The sequence below is a fragment of the Photobacterium sp. ABD4_091 genome (assembly GCF_056160145.1).
On record NZ_JBSWWQ010000002.1, the window covers coordinates 394,490 to 416,358 of the forward strand.

25 protein-coding genes are annotated in these 21,869 nt (G+C 44.0%); 12 read left to right on the top strand and 13 right to left on the bottom strand.

What is annotated here, in order from left to right; translation table 11 throughout:
• The first annotated feature begins 297 nt into the window (after positions 1-297).
• From nrdD to ACXAGQ_RS15995, 4 genes are all read left to right on the top strand, one after another.
• Positions 298-2,418: an anaerobic ribonucleoside-triphosphate reductase gene (nrdD, locus tag ACXAGQ_RS15980; protein ID WP_475255159.1), complete on the top strand. Its 2,121-nt coding sequence runs from the start codon at positions 298-300 to the stop codon at positions 2,416-2,418.
• Positions 2,419-2,485: 67 nt separating this feature from the next.
• Entirely contained in the window at positions 2,486-2,956 is a 471-nt protein-coding gene (nrdG, locus tag ACXAGQ_RS15985; RefSeq protein ID WP_475255161.1) for an anaerobic ribonucleoside-triphosphate reductase-activating protein, read from the top strand.
• A gap of 483 nt (positions 2,957-3,439) precedes the next feature.
• The gene (locus tag ACXAGQ_RS15990) at positions 3,440-5,503 is read left to right on the top strand and encodes an EAL domain-containing protein (protein ID WP_475255162.1); all 2,064 of its coding nucleotides are present in this window, start codon (positions 3,440-3,442) and stop codon (positions 5,501-5,503) included.
• Positions 5,504-5,536: 33 nt separating this feature from the next.
• Entirely contained in the window at positions 5,537-5,800 is a 264-nt protein-coding gene (locus ACXAGQ_RS15995) for a DUF2960 domain-containing protein (protein WP_475255164.1), read from the top strand.
• Between the two features lie 27 nt (positions 5,801-5,827).
• Here ACXAGQ_RS15995 and ACXAGQ_RS16000 read toward each other — a convergent pair whose 3' ends face one another.
• The 4 genes from ACXAGQ_RS16000 to ACXAGQ_RS16015 all read right to left on the bottom strand — a co-directional run bounded on the left by ACXAGQ_RS16000 (position 5,828) and on the right by ACXAGQ_RS16015 (position 8,882).
• A complete protein-coding gene (locus ACXAGQ_RS16000; protein WP_475255165.1) occupies positions 5,828-6,664 on the bottom strand; it encodes a ceramidase domain-containing protein in 837 nt (278 codons plus the stop codon).
• 9 nt (positions 6,665-6,673) lie between these two features.
• A complete protein-coding gene (locus tag ACXAGQ_RS16005; protein WP_475255166.1) occupies positions 6,674-7,072 on the bottom strand; it encodes a globin in 399 nt (132 codons plus the stop codon).
• 126 nt (positions 7,073-7,198) lie between these two features.
• A complete protein-coding gene (gene rarD, locus ACXAGQ_RS16010; RefSeq protein WP_475255167.1) occupies positions 7,199-8,095 on the bottom strand; it encodes an EamA family transporter RarD in 897 nt (298 codons plus the stop codon).
• A gap of 190 nt (positions 8,096-8,285) precedes the next feature.
• On the bottom strand, positions 8,286-8,882 hold the full coding sequence (locus ACXAGQ_RS16015; protein WP_475255168.1) for a class I SAM-dependent methyltransferase: 597 nt from the start codon (positions 8,880-8,882) through the stop codon (positions 8,286-8,288).
• A gap of 236 nt (positions 8,883-9,118) precedes the next feature.
• Between ACXAGQ_RS16015 and ACXAGQ_RS16020 the strand changes: the two genes are divergently transcribed.
• The 4 genes from ACXAGQ_RS16020 (at position 9,119) to ACXAGQ_RS16035 (ending at position 11,582) form a co-directional block, all read left to right on the top strand.
• A complete protein-coding gene (locus tag ACXAGQ_RS16020; protein WP_475255169.1) occupies positions 9,119-9,472 on the top strand; it encodes a DUF2750 domain-containing protein in 354 nt (117 codons plus the stop codon).
• 136 nt (positions 9,473-9,608) lie between these two features.
• Positions 9,609-9,857 (top strand): hypothetical protein, encoded by a 249-nt coding sequence (locus tag ACXAGQ_RS16025; protein WP_475255171.1) that lies wholly within the window; start codon positions 9,609-9,611, stop codon positions 9,855-9,857.
• Between the two features lie 153 nt (positions 9,858-10,010).
• Positions 10,011-10,601: a TetR/AcrR family transcriptional regulator gene (locus ACXAGQ_RS16030; RefSeq protein ID WP_475255173.1), complete on the top strand. Its 591-nt coding sequence runs from the start codon at positions 10,011-10,013 to the stop codon at positions 10,599-10,601.
• Between the two features lie 129 nt (positions 10,602-10,730).
• A complete protein-coding gene (locus tag ACXAGQ_RS16035; protein ID WP_475255175.1) occupies positions 10,731-11,582 on the top strand; it encodes an alpha/beta hydrolase in 852 nt (283 codons plus the stop codon).
• A gap of 85 nt (positions 11,583-11,667) precedes the next feature.
• Here the strand turns inward: ACXAGQ_RS16035 and ACXAGQ_RS16040 are convergent, their stop codons facing one another.
• Positions 11,668-12,429: a 1-acylglycerol-3-phosphate O-acyltransferase gene (locus ACXAGQ_RS16040; protein WP_475255177.1), complete on the bottom strand. Its 762-nt coding sequence runs from the start codon at positions 12,427-12,429 to the stop codon at positions 11,668-11,670.
• A gap of 589 nt (positions 12,430-13,018) precedes the next feature.
• Here ACXAGQ_RS16040 and ACXAGQ_RS16045 point away from each other — a divergent pair.
• Both ACXAGQ_RS16045 and ACXAGQ_RS16050 read left to right on the top strand, forming a co-directional pair.
• The gene (locus ACXAGQ_RS16045; RefSeq protein ID WP_475255179.1) at positions 13,019-13,534 is read left to right on the top strand and encodes an NlpC/P60 family protein; all 516 of its coding nucleotides are present in this window, start codon (positions 13,019-13,021) and stop codon (positions 13,532-13,534) included.
• A gap of 156 nt (positions 13,535-13,690) precedes the next feature.
• Positions 13,691-14,209: an aminoacyl-tRNA deacylase gene (locus ACXAGQ_RS16050; RefSeq protein WP_475243468.1), complete on the top strand. Its 519-nt coding sequence runs from the start codon at positions 13,691-13,693 to the stop codon at positions 14,207-14,209.
• Between the two features lie 75 nt (positions 14,210-14,284).
• Here ACXAGQ_RS16050 and ACXAGQ_RS16055 read toward each other — a convergent pair whose 3' ends face one another.
• The 4 genes from ACXAGQ_RS16055 to ylqF form a co-directional block, all read right to left on the bottom strand.
• A complete protein-coding gene (locus ACXAGQ_RS16055) occupies positions 14,285-14,839 on the bottom strand; it encodes a protein disulfide oxidoreductase (protein WP_475255180.1) in 555 nt (184 codons plus the stop codon).
• Positions 14,839-16,950, bottom strand: coding sequence for a protein-disulfide reductase DsbD family protein (locus tag ACXAGQ_RS16060; RefSeq protein WP_475255182.1), 2,112 nt, complete (start codon positions 16,948-16,950; stop codon positions 14,839-14,841). The genes ACXAGQ_RS16055 and ACXAGQ_RS16060 overlap by 1 nt, the downstream gene beginning before the upstream one ends.
• A 63-nt stretch (positions 16,951-17,013) precedes the next feature.
• Complete coding sequence (locus ACXAGQ_RS16065) at positions 17,014-17,412, bottom strand: hypothetical protein (RefSeq protein ID WP_475255184.1); 399 nt, start codon at positions 17,410-17,412, stop codon at positions 17,014-17,016.
• Between the two features lie 252 nt (positions 17,413-17,664).
• Positions 17,665-18,618 (bottom strand): ribosome biogenesis GTPase YlqF, encoded by a 954-nt coding sequence (gene ylqF / locus ACXAGQ_RS16070; RefSeq protein ID WP_317523032.1) that lies wholly within the window; start codon positions 18,616-18,618, stop codon positions 17,665-17,667.
• Between the two features lie 449 nt (positions 18,619-19,067).
• Here ylqF and ACXAGQ_RS16075 point away from each other — a divergent pair, with 449 nt between their 5' ends.
• Positions 19,068-19,262 carry a hypothetical protein gene (locus ACXAGQ_RS16075; RefSeq protein ID WP_475255186.1) on the top strand — a complete coding sequence of 65 codons (195 nt, stop codon included), beginning with the start codon at positions 19,068-19,070 and terminating at the stop codon, positions 19,260-19,262.
• A gap of 47 nt (positions 19,263-19,309) precedes the next feature.
• Positions 19,310-19,552, top strand: a complete 243-nt coding sequence (locus ACXAGQ_RS16080) for a GNAT family N-acetyltransferase (protein ID WP_475256602.1) — start codon at positions 19,310-19,312, stop codon at positions 19,550-19,552.
• 154 nt (positions 19,553-19,706) lie between these two features.
• Here the strand turns inward: ACXAGQ_RS16080 and ACXAGQ_RS16085 are convergent, their stop codons facing one another.
• The 4 genes from ACXAGQ_RS16085 to ACXAGQ_RS16100 all read right to left on the bottom strand — a co-directional run bounded on the left by ACXAGQ_RS16085 (position 19,707) and on the right by ACXAGQ_RS16100 (position 21,804).
• Complete coding sequence (locus ACXAGQ_RS16085) at positions 19,707-19,874, bottom strand: hypothetical protein (RefSeq protein ID WP_317523030.1); 168 nt, start codon at positions 19,872-19,874, stop codon at positions 19,707-19,709.
• Between the two features lie 160 nt (positions 19,875-20,034).
• Positions 20,035-20,325 (bottom strand): hypothetical protein, encoded by a 291-nt coding sequence (locus ACXAGQ_RS16090; protein WP_475255187.1) that lies wholly within the window; start codon positions 20,323-20,325, stop codon positions 20,035-20,037.
• A 5-nt stretch (positions 20,326-20,330) separates the two neighbouring features.
• The gene (locus ACXAGQ_RS16095; RefSeq protein WP_475255188.1) at positions 20,331-21,125 is read right to left on the bottom strand and encodes a hypothetical protein; all 795 of its coding nucleotides are present in this window, start codon (positions 21,123-21,125) and stop codon (positions 20,331-20,333) included.
• A gap of 544 nt (positions 21,126-21,669) precedes the next feature.
• On the bottom strand, positions 21,670-21,804 hold the full coding sequence (locus ACXAGQ_RS16100; RefSeq protein WP_475255190.1) for a BBE domain-containing protein: 135 nt from the start codon (positions 21,802-21,804) through the stop codon (positions 21,670-21,672).
• Positions 21,805-21,869: the final 65 nt, after the last annotated feature.

Sequence of the window (21,869 nt, forward strand, 5' to 3'; positions counted from 1 at the left end):
ATTGTGCTCAAAATTGGAACTAAAACTCTAAAGATATTTCAAGTTTTTTTTCAGTGATTTCAGCGTTCAGCAACAAATAAATGAGTTGACAATTTTGTAATGCAACGAGTGAAAATGTCCAATTTGAGAGCTCACCGAAAACATCGCTCGTTAGGTGTACGGTCTTGGTGAAATACTGACATAGATCAATGTTTCCAATCCTGAATTCTCGCTTAATACACCACATCTTGTATTGGTCAATTTAGTTAGCCCTATATTTAGTGGTTTTCGTGACACTGTCATTTTTAGGAGCCTTGTGTGAACCCTGTTGTGATTAAGCGTGATGGTTGCCTTGTACCGTTTAATACCAAGCGTATTAAAGAAGCGGTACTAAGCGCTGCCGAATCTGTAGAGGCAATGGATGCCACTTATGCTGAGTCTGTTGCTGAGCAAGTACTTTCTCAGTTTACTGACCAGGATCAGGTCGAGATCCACGCTATTCAGGACGCGGTTGAAAATCACCTGATGAATGGTCCACACAAAGAAGTTGCTCGTGCTTATATTGAGTACCGCCACGATCGCGATATCGCGCGTGAGAAGAAGAGCCACCTAAATAATGAAATCCGTGGCTTGATTGAGCAGAGCAATGCGTCTCTACTTAATGAAAATGCTAACAAAGATGGTAAGGTTATCCCTACTCAGCGTGATCTTCTTGCTGGTATTGTGGCCAAGCACTACGCAAAACAGCATCTACTACCGCGTGATATTGTGTCAGCACACGAAGATGGCGATATCCATTTCCATGATTTGGATTACTCACCTTTCTTCCCAATGTTTAACTGTATGCTGATTGACCTAAACGGCATGCTGACTCACGGTTTTAAGATGGGTAACGCTGAAATCGATACGCCAAAATCGATTTCTACTGCAACAGCGGTTACTGCTCAGATCATTGCTCAGGTTGCCAGCCATATATACGGCGGTACAACAATTAACCGTATCGATGAAGTACTGGCACCATACGTCACTGTGAGTTATGAGAAGCATCTTAAAGTCGCAATGGAGTGGGATATTCCTCAACCAGAGGAATTCGCTAAGGCGCGTACTGAGAAAGAGTGTTATGACGCATTCCAGTCTCTTGAGTATGAAGTAAATACCCTTCACACAGCAAACGGCCAAACACCGTTCGTGACCTTTGGCTTTGGCTTGGGTACATCTTGGGAATCACGTTTGATTCAGTCGTCTATCTTGAAAAACCGGATTGCGGGCTTGGGTAAAAATCACAAGACTGCAGTTTTCCCTAAGTTGGTTTTTGCGATTAGAGACGGCTTGAACCATAAGCCAGAAGATGCAAACTATGACATCAAGAAACTGGCGCTTGAGTGTGCATCTAAGCGAATGTACCCAGATATTCTAAACTACGACAAAGTGGTTGAAGTAACAGGCTCATTCAAGACTCCAATGGGTTGCCGTAGCTTCTTGGGTGCATACGAAGAAAACGGTGAGCTGATCCACGAAGGCCGTAACAACATCGGTGTGGTAAGTTTGAACTTGCCGCGAATTGCACTCAAAGCCAAGGGTGATGAGGCGACATTCTTCGCTTTGCTTGATGAGAAGTTGGGTCTAGCTCGTCGTGCACTAGAAACGCGTATCAGCCGTTTGGAAGGCGTTAAAGCACGTGTTGCACCTATTCTTTATATGGAAGGTGCCTGTGGTGTACGTCTAAAGCCAGACGATGACGTATCGGAAATCTTCAAAAACGGTCGTGCATCGATTTCATTGGGTTATATCGGTATCCATGAAACTATCAATGCTCTGTATGGAACAGATGAGCATGTATACGATAATGAAGCTCTACGCCAAAAAGCAATCGCGATTGTTGAGCGATTGAAAGAGGCAACGGATAGCTGGAAGGAAGAAACAGGCTACGGCTTTAGTCTTTACAGCACACCGAGCGAAAACTTGTGCAGCCGTTTCTGCTCTATCGACACCAAAGAGTTTGGTGTGGTAGATGGCGTTACCGATAAGGGTTACTACACCAATAGCTTCCACCTGGATGTTGAAAAGAAGGTTAACCCTTACGACAAGATTGATTTTGAGATGCCATATCCTGAAATCGCAAATGGTGGCTTTATCTGTTACGGCGAATACCCGAACATTCAGCATAATGTTGAAGCGCTAGAGAACGTTTGGGATTACAGCTACACCCGTGTGCCATACTATGGAACAAACACACCAATTGATGAGTGTTACGAGTGTGGGTTTACCGGTGAGTTTGACTGTACCAGCAAAGGTTTCACTTGCCCTAAATGTGGCAACCATGAGCCATCCAAAGTGTCTGTTACCCGCCGAGTATGTGGTTACCTAGGCAGCCCGGATGCTCGTCCATTTAACTTCGGTAAACAAGAAGAAGTAAAACGCCGCGTAAAACACATGTAATTTCTGGCGTAAACACCTCATATTGAATCAAGTGCCGAGTTCTCGGCACTTTTTGTTTGGAGCTGCAATGAATTACCATAACTATTATTCTGTTGATGTAGTCAATGGTCCTGGTACACGTTGTACACTGTTTGTGTCAGGGTGTGTGCATCAATGCCGAGGCTGTTACAACCAGAGTACATGGCGTCTTGATGCAGGGCATGTCTACACTCCGGAGATGGAAGACCAAATCATTGCAGATCTTAATGACAACCGCATAAAGCGCCGAGGCTTGTCTCTGTCCGGTGGAGACCCTCTTCATCCCTCAAATGTGCCTGCAATTTTGAAACTGGTGAAGCGGGTACATGCTGAATGCCAGGGGAAAGACATCTGGTTGTGGACAGGTTATCGGCTACAAGAACTCACTGCTCAGCAGAGAGCAGTACTCGAATATGTTGACGTTGTGGTTGACGGTAAGTTTGAGAAAGAATTACACGATCCTGAGCTGGTTTGGCGAGGTAGTCGTAATCAAGTTATCCACTACTTGAAACGATCTTAGCTAGATGCAGAGTGAGATGACAGTGTAACTTTGGTCTTTATATAGCATGGAGGGGAGGAAAGTCATGCTATTTGTTAAGGAAATGTTTAATCTCAAGGGTTATCCACTGTTTCTGTGCATAACTTTGGGAAAACAACGTAGTTAATGAGAATTCCAGTATAAAAAAGTGATTTTTATACTAAAGCCGCGTCACTCATTCCCCTTTAATCATATTTTTTGTTCCTCTGGGTATAATATCTACGAGGAATTATATCTCTAAGGGGAATGCATTTTGTTTGTTTTGTTTCATGAGTTAAGTTTATTATTTTTTAAGTTTAATAAATTATTTGAATGTAAAATATAATTTTAAGTCATATAAAAGTGATAAGTAGTGTGCTAATAAAACTAATTTGATATGATGCTAAGTAATGAGCCTCTGGTTTCTTTCATACAACTATACCTGGGCGTATACAGCTTAGTGTTTTAGATATTGGATAGTATACATTGCCACTTTTATTATCAAAGTTATCCACTAACTCCTTTATTGTTGCTATTAGCAATGTCTTTATAATGGCCCTGCCTGTATCCTTGATGGCAGCGTTTTTTAACTTGCTTTCGATATTTTCAGGAAAGTATGGTCTTGATGGAGTCAGTGTCGCACTAGGTTATATGGGTGAGATGACGGGGCATATCTTTCCATTATTACTCAATATCTTTTTTGCTTCATACTACTCATCACTACTCCGGTTACCAAAAGCTGCACCTATATCTTGTGCTCTAGCCTCTTTCTTTATTATTTCACAGCAGTGGGGGCTTATCTCCCCTGTAATCGCTTTGCCAAACAGTTTCGCACTTTCCCTTTTGACGGCTTATGCGTCGTGCGTCATTATCGCCAAGTTCAGTAAGATACGTTTATTTAATTTCGATAAATTTATAAGTGCAGTAGATTCATCTGTTCAGATGGTAGTCACTTGTGTTCTTACCTTAACGATATTAATCGTGAGCTCCCACCTGTTTTTACTTATATATATTAAGCAGATCCAGCCAGAGTTGATTATTCCAAAGCTTGACCCAACGTCTTTTTATGATGGCCTTTTGTATGAGTTTATACGAGGGGTATTATGGAGTATTGGCGTTAACGGGCATAATATTCTGCATATGTATAAGACTGAGTTATATGATATCAGTATTGCGAATATGGCGGACTGGAAGAACTTTGGTACGGATCTCAATATAATCAGTACGAATTTTTATGATTTCTTTACAGGTATGGGAGGTAGCGGTAATACCATTAGCCTTGTCTTATGTATGTTACTTTTTGCGAAGAGTAAAGGTTATAAGCTACTAGCAAAAGCAGCACTTGTTTTAGTTATTTTTAATATTAATGAGCCGCTTCTTTTTGGTATACCGATCATATTCAACCCGATTATGCTATTGCCGTTTTTGTGCGTACCTATTGTTAGTTATATATTGGCTTATGGGGCTATTTTTACTGGTGTCATCCCACCCTTGAGTGAAGTTCATAGCTGGCTGCTCCCCCCGTTATTCAGCGGTTATGTCGCATCAGGGGGAGCTGTTTCAGTCGTTCTTTTCCAGGGTATGCTTATTTTGCTAGGTATAGCCATTTATTACCCTTTCTTTAAGGTTATGGATCAGCGGTCTATGGGGGTTGACGTCTCCGCGATATTTCGCACTCATTTCTTTAAAGGAGATGAAGTGCCGATTAAGTCGAAGCTGAACAGCTTTATCCCATCGATTCAAGACAATATTAATGCGCAGCGTGAAGTCGAGCGGCTTCAAAATAGCGGGTCTTTTGTACTTCATTACCAACCTCAAGTTGACATCATCAGTGCTGAAGTCGTGGCTTTGGAGGCGTTAATTCGCCATGAAGATGTTAAAGGCCGTGTTATAGGACCAACCTTTTTGAAGTCATTTAGCCAGTTGGGGCTATCATCAGATGTGGATTTCTGGGTTTTGGAGAGAGCGATATCAGACGCTTCAGACATGGTAAGTTCACCGCACTTTACCATTTCGGTAAATATTTCCCCTGAAACTATGTTGAAGAAAGGTTTTGTGAAGTCACTGAAGCAGGTGATCGATAACAGCGTATTGGATTATGAGCAAGTTGAAATAGAAATTACTGAAGATATGCTGATCCAAGATGAGGTAAGAACAGCGAGTGTTATTCAAGACATCAAGGCGTTGGGCGTATCCGTTGCTTTGGATGATTTTGGAACCGGCTATTCATCGTTGGCTTACCTGTCTCGTTTTGAATTCGACAAGATTAAAATTGACCGAACGCTGGTTGAGAACCTTGATACGGAACGCGGTCGGAGCCTGTTTGATGTAGTGGTTCAACTTGGCCATATTACGCAAGCAAAGATTGTGGTAGAGGGTGTTGAGACCGCTGAAGAGCTAAGCTTTATACAAGAGAAAGGGGTACAGTATGTGCAGGGGTTCTTTTTTTACCGCCCGATGACAAAAGCACAGATCTTAGCTGAGCATATTGTACCAACAAGGCCGGATAGCGCCTCAAAAAAGGTTTCTTCTCAAATTGAAGTAGGGTAAATTCCCTGTCTTTGTTTTGCTGTTGGAGGCGTTATGTCACGCACTATTATTTATACCTATAAGAAAGAAGAGAAAACAATCACGTTTTCTTACTCTCAGTATCATACGATTCATGAGGCGGTTGCAGCAGCAGAAGGCATTGATCTGACCGAATACCTAAAAATGGAACAGCAAGTTGAAGCTGTGTCTGCCGGCAGTAAGGCGGTGAGGGATTTCCGAGATAGCCACTTCCGCAAGCTTGGTTTTGGCAAGATTGCCTTGATGCAAAAAGAGAACCGCGGCGTCGGTAAAAAGTAAGCTATTGAGTTATAAATGGAAGCCCTGCTATACGCAGGGCTTTTTTGTGGCTGCATTTTTCCAGCCAAGGTAAATGTAGTAGCCACCAATAGCTGCCAGGATATGTTTGATGCTATGGCCACTCAGCAGTGAAGTGAGTGCATAGAGTTCGTCATCATTTGATTCTGCCCATTTGCAAAGAACATACAAGCCAACGGCATAAAGGTAATACTTGGTTGGGCTTTGCTTATTGGGGTAGAGCCAGACGATGAGAGGGATATGAATGATGGGAAGTAACTGAACCAGTACATATGGAGCAATATCACCACGGCCGGTAATGACATCGGTCATATACCAATAAATGACAGAAAGCACCCCATAGGCTAGCATAGGCAATAGCATTGCCTTCCCCAGTTTAGGCGACAGGTATTCAGCAAGAATGATGCAATACAGGCTGATAAAGCACACCGTTATCGGGATCCTATCTATCATCAAGGTAAAAGCGCCTGGTGCCCAGTGGTAAAGACTAGACCCGAAACAAGCACAAATAAGCCCAATAAAGAAAAGTTGGTAAGCAAATGATATTGAGGGGATGAGTGCAAGGGATTGGCGTTTGTTTTTGATTAACCCCATAACGCCAACGATGAGGAAGCCCGCATTACTGACCACATCCCAGAAGTGGGGGACTCCGAGCAAATGCCGATGGTCGGCATAGTCATAAAAGTTACGGCTTTGATGTATCGGTGAGAAGTAGAGTGCCAATACCCCAAGCACTACGGCAATGGCGATGAGCAAGGCGTAGCGCCTGTCATATAATGTGTTTTTGCTCAATGGCGCCTGCTTGTTTGGTGGCTTTACATCTTTTGGCTGGGGCTTTGAAGGCATAGTCAGTCTCTAGGAACATTCCTCTTTCATTATAGCGATACCTTCTTTGAAGCATTGCCGCCATGCCAATGCAATCTCATCATTGTATTTGGGATCGCAAAATTGAACGGACTCTATGAGAGAATCTAGCCAAACCTCAAAGTCTTCTGGCTTTACACCAATACCTTCAGGCCCATGCGCTTTACCAAACCGACGGATACCTAATTTTGCTTGCTCGGAAGAGGACGCCAGCATGATCATTGATATAGATAATTTAAGCATCTGAATTTGGCGCTCTAAATCGACACCTTCGAAGATATCTTTAAACCGCTCATCTTTTTGCCAGAAATTGCGATAAAAAATATAGAAAAACTGCTTATTTCGCTGACAGCGCGCATAGCTGTCATTGAAAATTTCGTGGGTATCCATACCTCAGCCAGCCTTTTCGATAAAACCTTAATTTTATTATGGCAATCATTTTTTATTATACAAATAGTGATATATGGTGCTCGTCCCATTCATCATGGTCCGAGCACCGCAAGGAGAGGAAAGAGGTTAAGTGGATTTCAGCCTTCTTGATGCCAAAGAGCTAATTGCTTCTAAGCTGCAAAGCAACAAGCCCAGCCAGATAAAGCTGAAACTGACCGCTTTTACTTGGTCAAAGACCTCGCCAAATAAGATCACAGCCAAAAGAAACTGTAACGTTGGCTCAATGTACTGCATCAAGCCAATCATGGTTAAACTGGTACGGTTGACTGCAAGCGCGAAGAAAATCAGTGGCGCTAGCGTGATAGGTGCTGAGCCAATATAAAGCATAAGCGTCGTGATATCTGACGAAAGTGCCGTAGAGGTCTGGCTGGCATAGGTATATCCCAGGTACATGAGTGCGAATGGGGCAAGAAGTAAGGCCTCAAGTGTTACTGAAGTCAGTGCATCGTAACGGATGTGCTTTTTGCACAAGCCATACAGTGCGAAGAAGCTCCCCATGATTAAGGAGATCCATGGGAACACGCCGTATTGCCAGACCTGGTAACCGATACCCAGAATCCCCAGCACCACAGCTGCTGACTGTGCCTTAGTCAGTTTTTCTTTAAGGAAGAGGACTCCCAAGGCAATAGCAAAGATTGGGTTGATGAAAAAGCCTAAGCTAGCTGCTAGAACCTGATCATGAGTCATAGCCCAGGTGAAGGCATACCATGATACACACATGATTACGCCAGCAAGGCCTGCCATTGTAAGGGAGCGCTTGTCCTGCCAGATTTGAGTGAGCTTCGGCATCGGTCGGCGTAATAGCAACATGACGAGCAACATAAATGGGATAGAAAAAACAATCCTTAATGCTAGCAAATCATTGATATCAGCTCTTGGTAGATACTGATAGTAAAGAGGGAGGATCCCCCAAAGCACAAATGAAAATGCAGCAAGTGCATTTCCGGCACGTTGAGTGTGCATAGCAGCAAACCTACATAATTACATGAAAGACAAAAACCCAATAGCACTCAGTCAAGGCTTTGATTGAGTGTGATTCGGTGAAACTCATTGGGGAGTTGATATTTTGGCATGGTTTCATCTAAACAAGAACAAAAAACGAACATAAATAACTAGTTTTTATTTGCTATTTACTATGTTGATGTATTTGGCATTACTTCTTCATCGCAATAATAGTATGGATAACCCAAAGCCTTTTTTTCCCAGTGAGGTTTGCCGAGCACTCTTGTTTCTTTTTCCAAGAAATGATGTAAAAGTCAGCGAAGAGCTGTTCGAGTTCAAATTGACTGTGGGTGAGAATAGGTAGCTTTTCATTGGGCTCTAACGCTTCTTTACCTAAAAAGTGACCACAAAATATGCCATTTTTCTTGAGGCTGGCAGAAATGTTTGCCCAAAGTATATTGAAATCATGTGGGGTGCAAAAAAATAGGCAAGCACTGGCATTAATGAGGTTAGCTCGTGGAAATTGATACTCGGCAAAGCTGCTGATCTGAATATCAAGGTTGGGATGTGCGCCTAGCAGAGGGTGCTCAGACAGGGTTTTGAGCCGAGGCCTATCGTTATCAAATGCATAGACTTGGTAGCCTTGCTCGAGTAGGTATAATGTATCTCTGCCATTGCCACAGGCACAGTCAACCGCGACTTTTCTGTCACCGTGTTCACCGATATACTCGTGAGCTTCTACCAGGTGGGAACGTGGATTAAGAATGGTTTGGTTATTGAGGTTTGATAGCCAGTCGACGGTTGCCATGTGTATTCCTCTGTTACTGCCCGTTACGTATTGATATTCCAGTCATCTAAACAAGTATAGCTATCAATGGGCAATTCTCGATCTCAAGCTCAAACTGCCAAAAATTAGATGCTTTTAGCCAGGCATAACGTAAGAAATTGTTCATCTTCCTCCATGATTCTCTGGTATTATGATACCCAAGCAACTGATGCTATACCCAAGCCTCTTGGGTATAAACATATATAAGAGAGAATAGAATGACTAAGTTAACCACAGACATTAAAGCAAATTGTGATCTGTTTGTTGAAGAAACCAAAGATACTCAGCAAGTCTGGGGACTTTGTAACGAAGAGGGTGACTGGCTTTCTGTTGACTCTAGCGAGTTCGAAGAATCTGAAGTAATGCCTTTCTGGTCTAACGAAGCTGATGCAACTGTTCACTGTGTTGACGAGTGGGCTGAATTCTCTGCTGTGATGATTCCACTGGATGTATTTGTTGAAGATTGGATGATTACACTTGCTGAAGACGGTGTACTGGTTGGTTTGAACTGGACTGATCAGCTTGAAGGCTCTGAATCTGAGCCTTCTGATGTGGCGAAAATGTACCTATAAGTACACTCCACAGGCCACCGTCAGGTGGCCTTTTTCATGCCGTTGCTATAATAGAACTAACATTAACAGAGTCGGTGCTACCCAGAAATTATTGAGGTCACTGGGGAGTGAAGGCTCTTTCTGCTAGGAGAGTATTATGGTCCTGTCAGAATGTCGCCAGTTGATGGCAGAAAATGCAATTGTAGAAGCCCGTTTAGTACATGATTTCCTGAGTGCTGGGTGGGGGGTTAACTTTATCGATAACCAAGGTAATGAGTACCCGATAACGGATACTTACGGAATCCCATGCAGCTATGACTCGCTCAAGCAAGCGGAAGATATGGTTCACCAAGTTGGAGACTGTCCCGTTCGCATAGATAGCTTGTTCCGCTTTGCTGAGCGCTAACTCCTCTTCCTTCGTGCCTGTATTTTAGATACAGGCATGAAGAATTGTGTAACAATCCTCATAAGCCTTCCCATAAAAGTACGATCGTGCTAAATATACAAGGTAATCGAAAACTGACAGTAAAAATGAGTTTTTGTAATGGACAAACAAGCAATGAGTAAAAAAGAGGCCACTCGCCTCCATATTTTAAATACCGCTTTTTCATTGGCGAGTCGAGAAGGGCTTGATAGTTTGACGATTGGCCAGTTGGCGAAAGCGTCAGGCATGTCCAAAAGCGGTTTGTTTGCCCATTTCAACTCAAGAGAAAATTTGCAGATTGCTGTCCTGGACTTTGCTGGAGAGCAATTTGTAGAGCGAGTGATTCAGCCAGCTCATTTGCAACAAGCTGATACCATTAAGCAAAAGTTACGGCATTTGCTGGCAAATTGGTTGGCCTGGAACCGCTCGTTTCAGGGCAGCTGTATGTTCTTGGATGCTTGGACAGAACGGAGTGACCAAGAACCGTCCATGCAACTAAGACTAAAAGAAGTGACCAAGCGCTGGCTTGATTATTTATACCGTCAGTTTGAACAGGGTAAGCAGCAGGGTGAATTTAAGTCCACGCTGGATAGCTGGCAATGTGTGTATCAAGTTTATGGGGTTTACCTCAGTAGCCACTTGTTCCTTAGCATGGAGCTAGAAACGGATGATCACCAACGTTTTTGGCAAGGCGTCGAAGGGCTACTTGAGCAGTGGCGAGTGTAGCCAAGATACAAGAAATCCGAAAAAGAGAGAAGCTTCATCACAGTTTTGCTGTCGATGAAGCCGCGTCTATAAAAATTATATTGAATACAAATAGCACGGTCGTTCTATTTTTTCATAAGAGAGAAAGTCATGAGCAGCAAGATTTATTTCAAGAAAAGTCGAGGCTTTGATGTGCGCAGGAAGCTTATCAACCTGACAACCAGTCTACATCACCGGCTTGCCCCTGAGCACGCAAAGCGTTTGGCGCGCAAGGTACTGCTTACCCCAGTGCGCAGTAAAAAAGCCGTTGAAGAACCGATAGGAATGGAAAGAAAGCCCATTGAAACCTCTGAAGGCATGATGATGACTTACAGCTTGGGCGAAGGACCTACATGGGTGCTAGGCCATGGCTGGTCAGGTTCATCTCGTCAGTACTACGCCTTGATGGAGCATATTGCAGCATCGGGTTATAAGGCGCTGGCTTTCGATAACCCTGCCCATGGCGAGAGTGAAGGGCGGTTTGGACATTTGCCGGGCTTTGTTGCGGCATTTGACAGTGTTTTAGAGCAGCAAGAGTCGATTGCTGGCGTTGTTGCCCATAGCATGGGCGGTGCAATGGTTTTGGAAAGCCGCCACCCACGATTACAAGACAAACCCGTCTTACTGGTTGCACCGGTACTTAATTATACCGAGAACCTAGTATCGACAGTGGCACAGTCTGGGTATTCCATGAAGTTGTTCCATGAAGTGGTGGATGATATTGCTGAGCAATACCAATACCCGCTAGATAGTATCAACCCTATGGGTCGCCTTGAGGCTAGGGGGGCGAAAGCGGTGATTGTCCATGATAAATATGATCGTTTTGCTTCCTATGCCCACTCTGAGCTAGCAAGCACTAACCAACACGTTACCTTGATTGCGACAGAAGGCTTGGGGCATGGCAGGATCTTGCAGAGTGAGCAGCTCAAGGGTGGTTTCGACTTACTCATTAAAGAGGCATGATAGGGTTATCTGATAGGTAAAAAAACAGGCTTGCCACTTGGCAAGCCTGTTTTAAATTAACGGGTATATATCCGTATCTAGCATGCTAGGAGCTGATACTGACCTTATCTCTTAAGCGGGCTTGTTCAAGCTGGGCAACTTCAGCGTCTAATTCTGCAATCTTCTTTTCCATCAACTCATGGCAGTGGTCAGCTAATTTGCGAGCATCTGCTAGTTCATAACCGGACACATCAATAGGATCCAACATTTCCGCAATGACAATGCCATTATCACGGTTGGAGAGTGAGATCTTATTGTGAATTGAGCTTACACACATAGGAACGATGGGTACACCCGCTTCGATAGCCATACGGAAAGCGCCGGTCTTGAACGGCAAAAGGCCACGGCCTTTGCTGCGGGTACCTTCCGGGTACATCCAAACCGAAAGGTTGCGCTTGTGGATCGCATCAGCAACCTGCTGGATGGTATTACGGGCACTGGACTTGTTTTCACGATCGATCAGTATATTGCCCGTTATCCAATACAGTTGCCCGAAGAAAGGCACCCATAACAGGCTTTTTTTACCAATAGATACAGCACGTGGTGGCAACATGCCTGGTGAAGTCACGAAATCAAAGACGTTTTGGTGGTTAGAGATGTAAACGGCTTTGGGAGTATTAGTGATCTTTTCCTGGCCCCGGTGGATTAGCTCGACGCCGACGATACGATGCAGCTGATTAAACCAGCGACAGAAAAAATGCACGTGCTTGGGATCGCGCGGTTTAAACACAGTGCAGTACACCAGTGCGAAGAGTGTAGTAAAGACAATAAAAATGGCCGCGAGGAAAATACGGAAGAATGCAAGCACGCTTACTCCTTAGCGATTTAATGAAAAACTGTGTGCATTATGAAATCTTTTTCGTTGTATGACCAGTAATTAACAACGCGTTTTATTTAAATACGAGATGGCTAGTAACAATTGGCTGCTTTGTGTACAGTCCTGGTTGGGGAAGATGCTTGTTTTGATAACTCACTCAATTAAATCAATCGTATAGCTAATAAGTAATAATTTGAACAAAATACATTTAGGGGGCATTAATAGCGTGAAGTTACTCGCAGTTGTTGTCGTAGTTGGAAAAAACACCTGGATAAGTTCCTGAATTAAAGAGATAAATACATTTGATAGATGCAGAGAGCTCTCCTTGGTTGTGGGAGCATCAAGTATCTATCTCTTCTGTTGTGTGGAGTTTTGTTGGCTGACAATTGTCAGCCATTTTTTTTGGCTAAAATTCGCCTCCAAGCCTTTATTTGCTGAGTTTATCATCAGTTATGTCAAATTTTTGAGTCGGGTGGCGATTTGGGTTTCCGTAGCCTCAGCAATTGACTATCCTAGTAAATTGCTACCACAAAAAAATCATACTTAGACAAATTCTGACATTGCAAAGGAGCCAACCACAGTGAAGAAGCAGTTACTATCACTGGCTTTGACAATTTGGCTTTCGGGGTGTTCCTCTTCCCCTGACTCTCTGGAAAGCGATAAAGCTTCTAGCGAGCTACAGGCCAATACTCCGCGCTATGAATTTGTTGAAATGAATGTCCCCACTCATCAATCACCTTCGCTTGATTCTGTTTACCGCCAGTGGCGAGGCACCCCTTATCGGTTAGGGGGAACGACTAAGTCTGGCATTGATTGTTCGGCCTTCGTCCAGATTGGTCTTGCCGAGGTGTTTCAGAAAAAGCTTCCAAGATCGACCGGTGAGCAGGTAAGGCAGGGCAAGTGGGTGGCGATTACAGAGCTGGAAGAAGGCGATCTCGTTTTCTTCAAGACTGGCCGCACCCTGCGTCACGTTGGTATTTACCTTGGGGACTCACAATTTCTTCATGCCTCAACATCACAAGGTGTGATGATTTCGAATCTTAAAAACCCTTATTGGCGTAGCACTTACTGGCAAGCAAGACGGGTTGTCCAATAGCACTTCTTTCTGTGTGAATTTCTTTACGGCTCTGGCTCTGAATTTAGCTCGCGAAATTGGCCATCACCTTCCATACTGAGGCTGTAGGTCCAGTTTCCATCAGGCCCGATTTCTAGTGTTGGGAAGTGGCTTGATGATTGATCAGGAGGTGATCCCATGGCTATGGCACTGACAGTAGGGCAATTCCTCAACAGCCACAATGTCGATTTTAGTCTGACTCGACACAAACATACCGATACGTCATTTAGCTCGGCCATATCGGCTCATGTTCCAACCTCACAGGTTGCGAAAGCGGTAATGCTGAAAGATCAAAACGGTGAGTTCTTGATGGCTGTCGTTCCTTCAAACCGCCGCGTAATGATAGATAAAATCAGCCGCATGATGGGGAAACAATATTTCCTTGTCGGTGAGCATGAACTATCAGGCATATTCCAAGACTGCGAACCCGGTGCGGTTCCATCAATTGGCCAAGCTTATCAGGTAGATATGCTGGTGGATGATATGCTGTTTGATCAAGATGAGCTGTTCATTGAATCGGGTGACCATGAGAACCTGATTCATGTTGATAGCAAGCAGTTTCACAAAATCATGCATGATATTCCCCATAAGAACATCAGCGGGTATCGGATGATGTTTTCAGATGGCCATGAAGGCAGGCACTGGGAGTGGGAATAGGAATAGCTTGGTATTGACGTTGTAACGTATTACGAAGAAAACAGCCCAGTCATAGACTGGGCTGATTGTTTTTCCTTAACTGGCCATTTTCATTCTGAGCCATAAACCCGGCGGGGTGCTGAAACCTGTGGTGACAGAAGCTACTTCACCGTCTTTAATGATGAAGACTGAAGGAACTGCTGAAATTCCCCACTGTTGCATCAAACTACCACGGTTATCATTGATGGTGGTAAAGCCATATTCATGGTGGCCAAGGTAAGCGTTAAGACGTCGGTTATCGCCGGAATTAACCGCGATAGAGACCACATCAAAGCTGTCATCCAGCCAATTTATCGTTGGGCTGACAAAGCGGCAGACACTGCACCAGGTTCCCCAGAAATAGACTAAGACCGGTTTTTCATGACTACGAGCGATAAGGTCGATATGTTCGCCTGTGGTTGACTGGGCAACCAACGGCGGAATCGCATCTTGCGGCATGCTCTGGCTACGCCAAACATCTAATCCCGTTGAAACAGCAATGAGTACAAGGCCCATTAGGAGTGCTTCTTTTATCCACTTCATCAGCCTCGAGGGTTTAGCTTTATCAGCTTGAATAGCTTTGTTTGACTCATCAGTTGATTTCGATGCCATCACTCAACTCCTTTGCCGCTCGCAGCTTCAATCGCCTTGATAACATCGTTACTGGTCAGGATAACCGGTAGGGCAATGCCTGTAGGGGCATTAGGCCCGTAGACGATGTTGAATGGCACACCAAAGCGACCATTGGAGCGCAGATAGCCGGTGACATAGTCAGAAGGCTTGGTCCAATCCCCTTTCATCAGAACCATATGGTCTTGCTTAAGAGCTGAGTAAACCGGGTCTTGAAGCAGTACACTGACCTTATTGACCTTACAGGTAATACACCAGTCTGCGGTTACATCGACAAACACGGTCTTGCCTTGGCTGACTTGTTGCTGGATAGCATCGATATTGAGCGGTTGCCATGCATGATCCTGTGGCAGAGGTGTCGCCCAGTTGTCGGCTGTCATGCTTCCTGCGATTAAACCACCACCAGAGCCGACGATGATGAAAGCCATCGCCAGAATGACCGGCTTGCGGCCTTTTACCATACCTAGACGCCACAGCAATACCACAACCATTAAGACGTCGATCAGAATGACTACGGCGGTTGAGAAGAAGCTGGTCATCAAGCTCAGTAGCCACAAGCTGGTCGCCAGCATCATCAAACCGAACAAGCTTTTAACTTTATCCATCCACATGCCTGGTTTCGGCAGTAGCCTAGCAAGGCGAGGGAACAGAGCAATCAGTAGCCAAGGCGCAGCCATACCAACGGCCAGGGCAGTAAAGATAGCAACTAGGGTAACGATATCAGCGCCGAGGGCGAACGCGACGGCGGTGCCAAGGAAAGGGGCACTGCATGGGGTAGCTAACAAGGTAGCAAACATACCTTGGACAAAGTGACCGACATAAGAGTCATCACCTTTAGTCGCCATCCATGTATTGGCTTCGCTTGATAGCCGTATTTCGAACAAACCAAGCATATTAGCGGCGAACAGCGCGGTGATGATCACCATAGCGCCAATGAAATAAGGACTTTGGAACTGTACACCCCAGCCAAGAGCTTGCCCTGAAAGCTTAAGTGCGATCAGGAAGCCTGCCAATAGCCAAAAAGAGGTCAGGATCCCGGCTGCAGACGACAGGAACTGCATGCGGATTTGGCGTTTTTCCAACCCTTCAGCTGCAATCACACTGCTTAACTTCATACCCAATACAGGAAGTACGCAAGGCATGATGTTTAGAATTAAACCACCAAGCAGGGCAATACCGATGATTTCGAGTAAGTTGTTGCTACTGGCTGTAATGGTAACGGGAATATCATTGGCAACACCTTTGGTTTCAACTGAAAAGTCGGTGTCACTGATGGTGATATTGAGCGCCTCCCCAAGCAGTTTCGGCTCACCGAACCAACTGCTGACTTTCATTTGTGCAGTAAGCGTGTTGCCGTCCACATTGACGGTTGGTTTTAGGAAAGACGCATCTTGAACGTTCTGTGATTCGCCATCAATGAACACATCTGGTTGGTTCCAACCAAGCGTATTACTGGCGACGACAGACAATACTTTTTTATTCTTGTCCCAAGAAAGGGCCTTGATCTCGACGCTTGGTTGCTCTGTCGGTACGTGGCTCATTCCTTGGTTGTACAAATGCATTGCCTGCTCAGAAGCAGTCAGATTGGCCGGGTTAAAATCGAGTGAGATTTCGTAATCGGTCAGTACACAGATATTGGTACACGAAGACATAGTCAGGATTCCTGAAAGAAATACAGGCTTGGACATGTCTTTGACGTGAATAGTCATCGGGAAGATGATGGTATGCTTGTAGCCTAGTGTTTCAACGCCCAAGAACTCATAACGCTTGGGCATCGGCCAATGCCAGTCAACGTCTTCGAGGTTGTTGGAAAGCGACCAGTCAATAGAAGGTGCAACGCCGCCTTCGCCCGGGCTGCGCCAGTAGGTTTTCCAATCTGTGTCGAGCTTTACTTCTAACAGGGCTTCGACTGTCTTGTTTTGCGGGTCTTGTTGGCCTGTCAGCATATAGCGAAGCTGGACAGGAGGGTGATCAGGGTTTTGCAACCAGCCGGAAGAATACTCAACCGCAGAAGCCGAGAACGAGAAAAGGCTACCCAGCAAAATAAGCAGGGATGTCAGAACGGAAAATCGTTTAAAAATTATATTTTTCAATGTAATAACTCCAAGAATAACTAAAGCAAACTCAAGCAAGGCTTGATAGATAAAGGCTTAGGTTTATTCTCGGAACACACACAACGTTAGATGACGCCGCCGTGTGGGAGGAATAGGTTCAGTGAATACTGGTGTGGCTTTGGTTACTGCAGCATAGATCAACAGTGCCAGTACTACGATAAACATGCTAACAATGGCATGCTCTACTGAGTGTTGGTGCATCTGAAGTAAATGGTCTGCAAGCGAGCAGTGACCCTGTTCAGATGAGTCAGTACTGGAGTTGTCGGTTACCGTGTGTTGAGCAACAGCTTGTTTACCCTGAGTGACTTCATAGCCTGGTGATGAGTTCAAGGTGCACGAAGCCGCAAAGCCGAAATTTTGCCCGGAACAGACAAAAATGACGACCATTACTAACAGCAGGGTATATCTGGCTGTATGGCTTCGGTTTACCGCTTTGCTCATTGAATATCTCAGTAACAACTTGATTCCTTACAATGACATTCAGACCGTATGTGAAATGAAAAGTTTCACTGTAAGTATGCTGTTGGCCATTTTCTAACTTTTCTTTCTATACCGCAACTGATGTGCAAGGTTTGTGTGTAAACAGGCATTGTCAGCATGTTGGTAACACACTGAGATAAAAGAAAGCCCTCATGGGCCTAAGCTCATGAGGGCTTCGTATTTCGGCATTGTGCCGTAAAGCACGAAATCAGATTAACGCTTGTTCTTTAGATAGCGTTTGCGGCGTTCTTCTTTCTTCTTCGCTTTTTGCTCTGCTTTCTGCTCAGCTTCGATTGCTACGTTGATCAGCTCTTGAGTGATCATCTCAGGGCGTTCCATAGTGATTTGGCCCAGAGTGCCGTTACGCAGTTCATTGATTAGGATCTCAGAAGCTTTGTGAAGATCGACACGACCACCGGCTTTCAGGCAGCCACGTTTGCGGCCAATGGCTTCCATTAGCTCGATTTCAGTTTCTGGAACTTCATCTTCGTCGAGATCGTAACGGGCCTTGATGAGGTTAGGGTATGCCTTGATCAAGTACTCGATGGTAAAGAAGGCCACATCAATGTAGTCCATGGCTGTGTCTTTTACCGCGCCGGTCGCTGCCAAGCGGAAACCACTGTGTGGGTTTTCTACTTTAGGCCATAGGATCCCCGGGGTGTCAGAAAGTACAATGCCGTTTTGCAGGTTGATGCGCTGCTGTTGGCGGGTAACCGCTGGCTGGTTACCGGTGACGGCAACAGTACGGCCTGCAAGGGTATTGATGATGGTAGATTTACCAACATTTGGAATACCCATGATCATGGTACGAATGTTCTTGCCCATTTCTTCACGGTTTGGCGCTAGCTTGCGGCAAAGATCCATGATCTTATTAACTTCGTTGACATTCTCTGTGGTGATCGCAAGAGCCTTTACACCTTGCTCTTGTTCAAGGTGCTCAATCCAAAGCTGGGTCATTTCAGGATCTGCAAGGTCACGCTTATTCAAAACCTTAACAACAGGCTTGTTGGTTTTCTCGCGGAAGGTTTTGATCAGTGGGTTCTCACTACTGAAAGGGATACGCGCATCAAGCACTTCGATGATCACATCGACCTTTGGTAGAACTTCTTCGATCTCTTTACGGGCCTTGTGCATGTGGCCTGGGAACCACTGGATTGTGTTACTCATGGTTTGTTAACTCTTATTAGCTCGGACACCGGCATTGAGTACCTTAGTACCTGCAAGAATGATGTGCCGAAATCAGTCTCCCAAGATAAATAATTCTCGAATCAGCGATAACCGAGCCAATTCGAGGTACCTGGGGGGCTTTTGATTGTCAGTTGCCGTGAAGTTTAACGTAACTAGCGGGATACATAAATGTTTTCGGTGTTTAGATAAACCCAGTGAAGTAGAAAGACCCATTTGACGGTGTTAATAACCGGAAGAAGCGACTAGCTCCACTCATCTTTGATGTCACCACCCATAATTAACCCTAGCAGTTTCCCCATAACTACGCTCCCATAGATATACCTGACTGCTAATACGTAAGCTGTTATCACGTGCTTAAGTGTAGTGGATTAGGTATCTTTCTGATTTAATGCTGAATCTAAGGTATTTACGCAATTAGGGAGCTAGACATGGATCTAGTCGCTTTTCGAAAAGAAGATATGGATTTATTGATAAATTGGGTTCATACGGCTGAGTTTAATCACCTCTGGGGTGGTGACCGATTTACATTCCCACTCGATAAAAGACAACTTTCAAAACACCTTCTTTGTGAAGAAGTCACGCCTCTGGTACTGGATGAAAATGGAAAAAACTCGGATATATAGAACTATTCCGAGAATCAGAGACAATTTATCGATTATGCCGCGTCCTGATTGGCGAACCATCAAGCCGGGGAAAAGGCCATGGGCGAAGGATGGTAGAGTTTGCAATAGAGCATGCACGAACCCAGTTAAGCGCTAAGCACCTTAAACTCACTGTCTTTGAGCATAATCGCCAAGCGCGAAGATGTTATGAGTCGTTAGGATTTGAGCTCTACGAGCGAAAGCCAGGGTTTATGGCAGCAAGCGGGGAGAGTTGGACTGCACTGTATATGAAAAAAGTGCTGACTGCATAAATCGGACTTGGACCTAGAGTTAACCTTTTGACCTGGAATGAGTCTTTAGGCTAGGTTAATCGTGTTAAATACCAAGCACGACCAAAGAAACCTTATTGAACAAGGTTCCTTATTTGTCTTGCCTCAGAGCCGCGAAAAGTTATTTGGATCAGATTTATTGCGGCTTTGCTTGGCTGTCACGCTTTGACGACTTATGCCAGTTGTCAATTTCACCGTTTTCCTGCATATCGTGCAGGGCTTCAATAAGCGCTCTGTCTTGTTCTGCGAAATAGAGATCTTCTTCGGCTTTACCCCTCAGTCTCATCTTTTGTGTGAAGTCCATAATCCTTCCCCCTCCAATGATGATTTTCACTATAAGTGTAGTCATTGTATTGAAGCACTTAGGGGTTAAGTGACAGAAGTTTGATCTGGGTCGAGTAAGTTAATATACCGGTCGAAAATACCTCTGAAAGGCCGCGATGCGGCCTTTATATATGCATACATTATTTCGTAATGTTGAGTATGCCTGAAATGGTAAATATTTTATTTCCAGCAGCGTCTACTTCGACATTATCACCAAGGCTTTTTTCACTGATTTCGAACGTATCCATATCAGCCGGAAGCTTGATTGTAACAGTTTTTCCTTCTTCAACCTTACCGCTTGCAATAAAGGTATTAATTTGATCTTCATTATCAAAAAACTCTTCTGAGTTTGACGAAGGAGCAGGCGACGAACTGTCACTACAGCCAAGAATTAAAGCTGGAACCAATACGATAAATATCCATTTTGTCATAATGCTTACCCTGCATTGATTAATACTATCAAACGGCTTCTCGTGTCGTTCCCCGGACGGTGCTCTACGCGTCGTTCTTCAACTTTACCTATTCCCTTACAATAGGTGATATAGCGTGTACGGAACCTGTCTGACTCAGTCCTAAGTGTGAGAATACAATCATCATATTTCAGGCTTCTGTTTGCGCTAAATACAGCTGGTATATTTTCATTAGGGACGGTATCTAATGCCCAAGTTGTTTTTCCCAATATATTGAAGGTTTCGTAATCGCGCATATAATCATCCTCCCCACCTCCTGTTGCGGTAAGGTAATAAAACATGCCATAGTTTTTACCGACTTCCATAGTGTCAGGTAAGCTAGTGACTGTTGTTAAAGCCTCAGTGAATTGTATTTGCTCACCACCTTCTGATTCGGTAATTATTGCTGTTACAGTATTGCCATCTACTGCAGTAGGCTGATAGGTATAACGGCCCACTTCAACACCATTTTCATCAAATCCAATTTCACTTTCACTCATAAGTCCTGTATTGCTGTCTAGTGTATAAGTGATTGAATTTGATGAGTATAAGTCAGTTGTGAAATCATAGTGAAGGTAAGTGAGTGCTCGTCCGCTTGGAGACGAACGGTAGTCACTGACGTTGATAAAATCAGAGTTGATTGGATTATTTCCAACCCATTGCCCAGCACTGTTGATTACCGTTTCTCCGTTAATCTGTATTTGTCCTTCAACGTTCAATATCGCTTCGGCACTTGCATGAAATGCAGTTATTGATATTATTAAAGATAAAATCGTCCTCATATCTGTACTCCCTTACTTGTTGAGTTTTATGCATTAATTTCATGTGACAAACTTAATGTCGTTTATAGGTGTGAAAATTACAAATAACTTGTTGGGATATTATTTTTATTTTAATTTCCAATGACGATATACAGGTTTTTGACTGGTTGAAAAATATTTTTCAATGAAAGTGTTTGAAAAGTAATAAATAATTTTGTTTTTTATAGTAAGGGTGATGAATGTTGGGCTGTTACGAGTTGACTTATTATGGTTTCGTTACAGGCTTAAATTGCGTTTTTATTTGTTGGGATAGCAATATCTAACGTGTTTTTTTATTTAACCATAATAATAATTGACTATATTGTTGAGTTTTGGTGTTATAGGTCTCTGTATCATCAATGTTTCAATTGTTTTATTTGTGTATCATCGCAACTCAAGCTGTAACGGTAATTTAACGTTTTGGGGTGGCTTTATAATGTGAATTTATAATGCGATCTTTTTTACTCCAATTAAATATAAAAAAGTGCATAATTTAAGGCCACGCTTGGTGGCCTTGTTGAATACGTTACGGCTTAATATTCTGATTATGATGGAACAGGTTATCAGGGTCGTATTGGCGTTTGAGTTCAACTAGTTGTTGGTAATTACTGTCATAAGCAGCAGTTACTCGCCCTCCTTCTTCTTCAGTCATGCAGTTCACATAAGCACCTGCTGCATTGAGCGATAACTGAAGGCCGTTTATCTATCATCGCATTCCATATTTGC

Coding starts and splice junctions, on each gene's coding strand:
- nrdG (WP_475255161.1), top strand. CDS start 2,486: ATGAATTACCATAACTATTATTCTGTTGATGTAGTCAATGGTCCTGGT.
- ACXAGQ_RS15995 (WP_475255164.1), top strand. CDS start 5,537: ATGTCACGCACTATTATTTATACCTATAAGAAAGAAGAGAAAACAATC.
- ACXAGQ_RS16000 (WP_475255165.1), bottom strand. CDS start 6,664: ATGCCTTCAAAGCCCCAGCCAAAAGATGTAAAGCCACCAAACAAGCAG.
- ACXAGQ_RS16005 (WP_475255166.1), bottom strand. CDS start 7,072: ATGGATACCCACGAAATTTTCAATGACAGCTATGCGCGCTGTCAGCGA.
- rarD (WP_475255167.1), bottom strand. CDS start 8,095: ATGCACACTCAACGTGCCGGAAATGCACTTGCTGCATTTTCATTTGTG.
- ACXAGQ_RS16015 (WP_475255168.1), bottom strand. CDS start 8,882: ATGGCAACCGTCGACTGGCTATCAAACCTCAATAACCAAACCATTCTT.
- ACXAGQ_RS16020 (WP_475255169.1), top strand. CDS start 9,119: ATGACTAAGTTAACCACAGACATTAAAGCAAATTGTGATCTGTTTGTT.
- ACXAGQ_RS16025 (WP_475255171.1), top strand. CDS start 9,609: ATGGTCCTGTCAGAATGTCGCCAGTTGATGGCAGAAAATGCAATTGTA.
- ACXAGQ_RS16030 (WP_475255173.1), top strand. CDS start 10,011: ATGAGTAAAAAAGAGGCCACTCGCCTCCATATTTTAAATACCGCTTTT.
- ACXAGQ_RS16035 (WP_475255175.1), top strand. CDS start 10,731: ATGAGCAGCAAGATTTATTTCAAGAAAAGTCGAGGCTTTGATGTGCGC.
- ACXAGQ_RS16050 (WP_475243468.1), top strand. CDS start 13,691: ATGGCTATGGCACTGACAGTAGGGCAATTCCTCAACAGCCACAATGTC.
- ACXAGQ_RS16055 (WP_475255180.1), bottom strand. CDS start 14,839: ATGGCATCGAAATCAACTGATGAGTCAAACAAAGCTATTCAAGCTGAT.
- ACXAGQ_RS16065 (WP_475255184.1), bottom strand. CDS start 17,412: ATGAGCAAAGCGGTAAACCGAAGCCATACAGCCAGATATACCCTGCTG.
- ylqF (WP_317523032.1), bottom strand. CDS start 18,618: ATGAGTAACACAATCCAGTGGTTCCCAGGCCACATGCACAAGGCCCGT.
- ACXAGQ_RS16075 (WP_475255186.1), top strand. CDS start 19,068: ATGGATCTAGTCGCTTTTCGAAAAGAAGATATGGATTTATTGATAAAT.
- ACXAGQ_RS16085 (WP_317523030.1), bottom strand. CDS start 19,874: ATGGACTTCACACAAAAGATGAGACTGAGGGGTAAAGCCGAAGAAGAT.
- ACXAGQ_RS16090 (WP_475255187.1), bottom strand. CDS start 20,325: ATGACAAAATGGATATTTATCGTATTGGTTCCAGCTTTAATTCTTGGC.
- ACXAGQ_RS16095 (WP_475255188.1), bottom strand. CDS start 21,125: ATGAGGACGATTTTATCTTTAATAATATCAATAACTGCATTTCATGCA.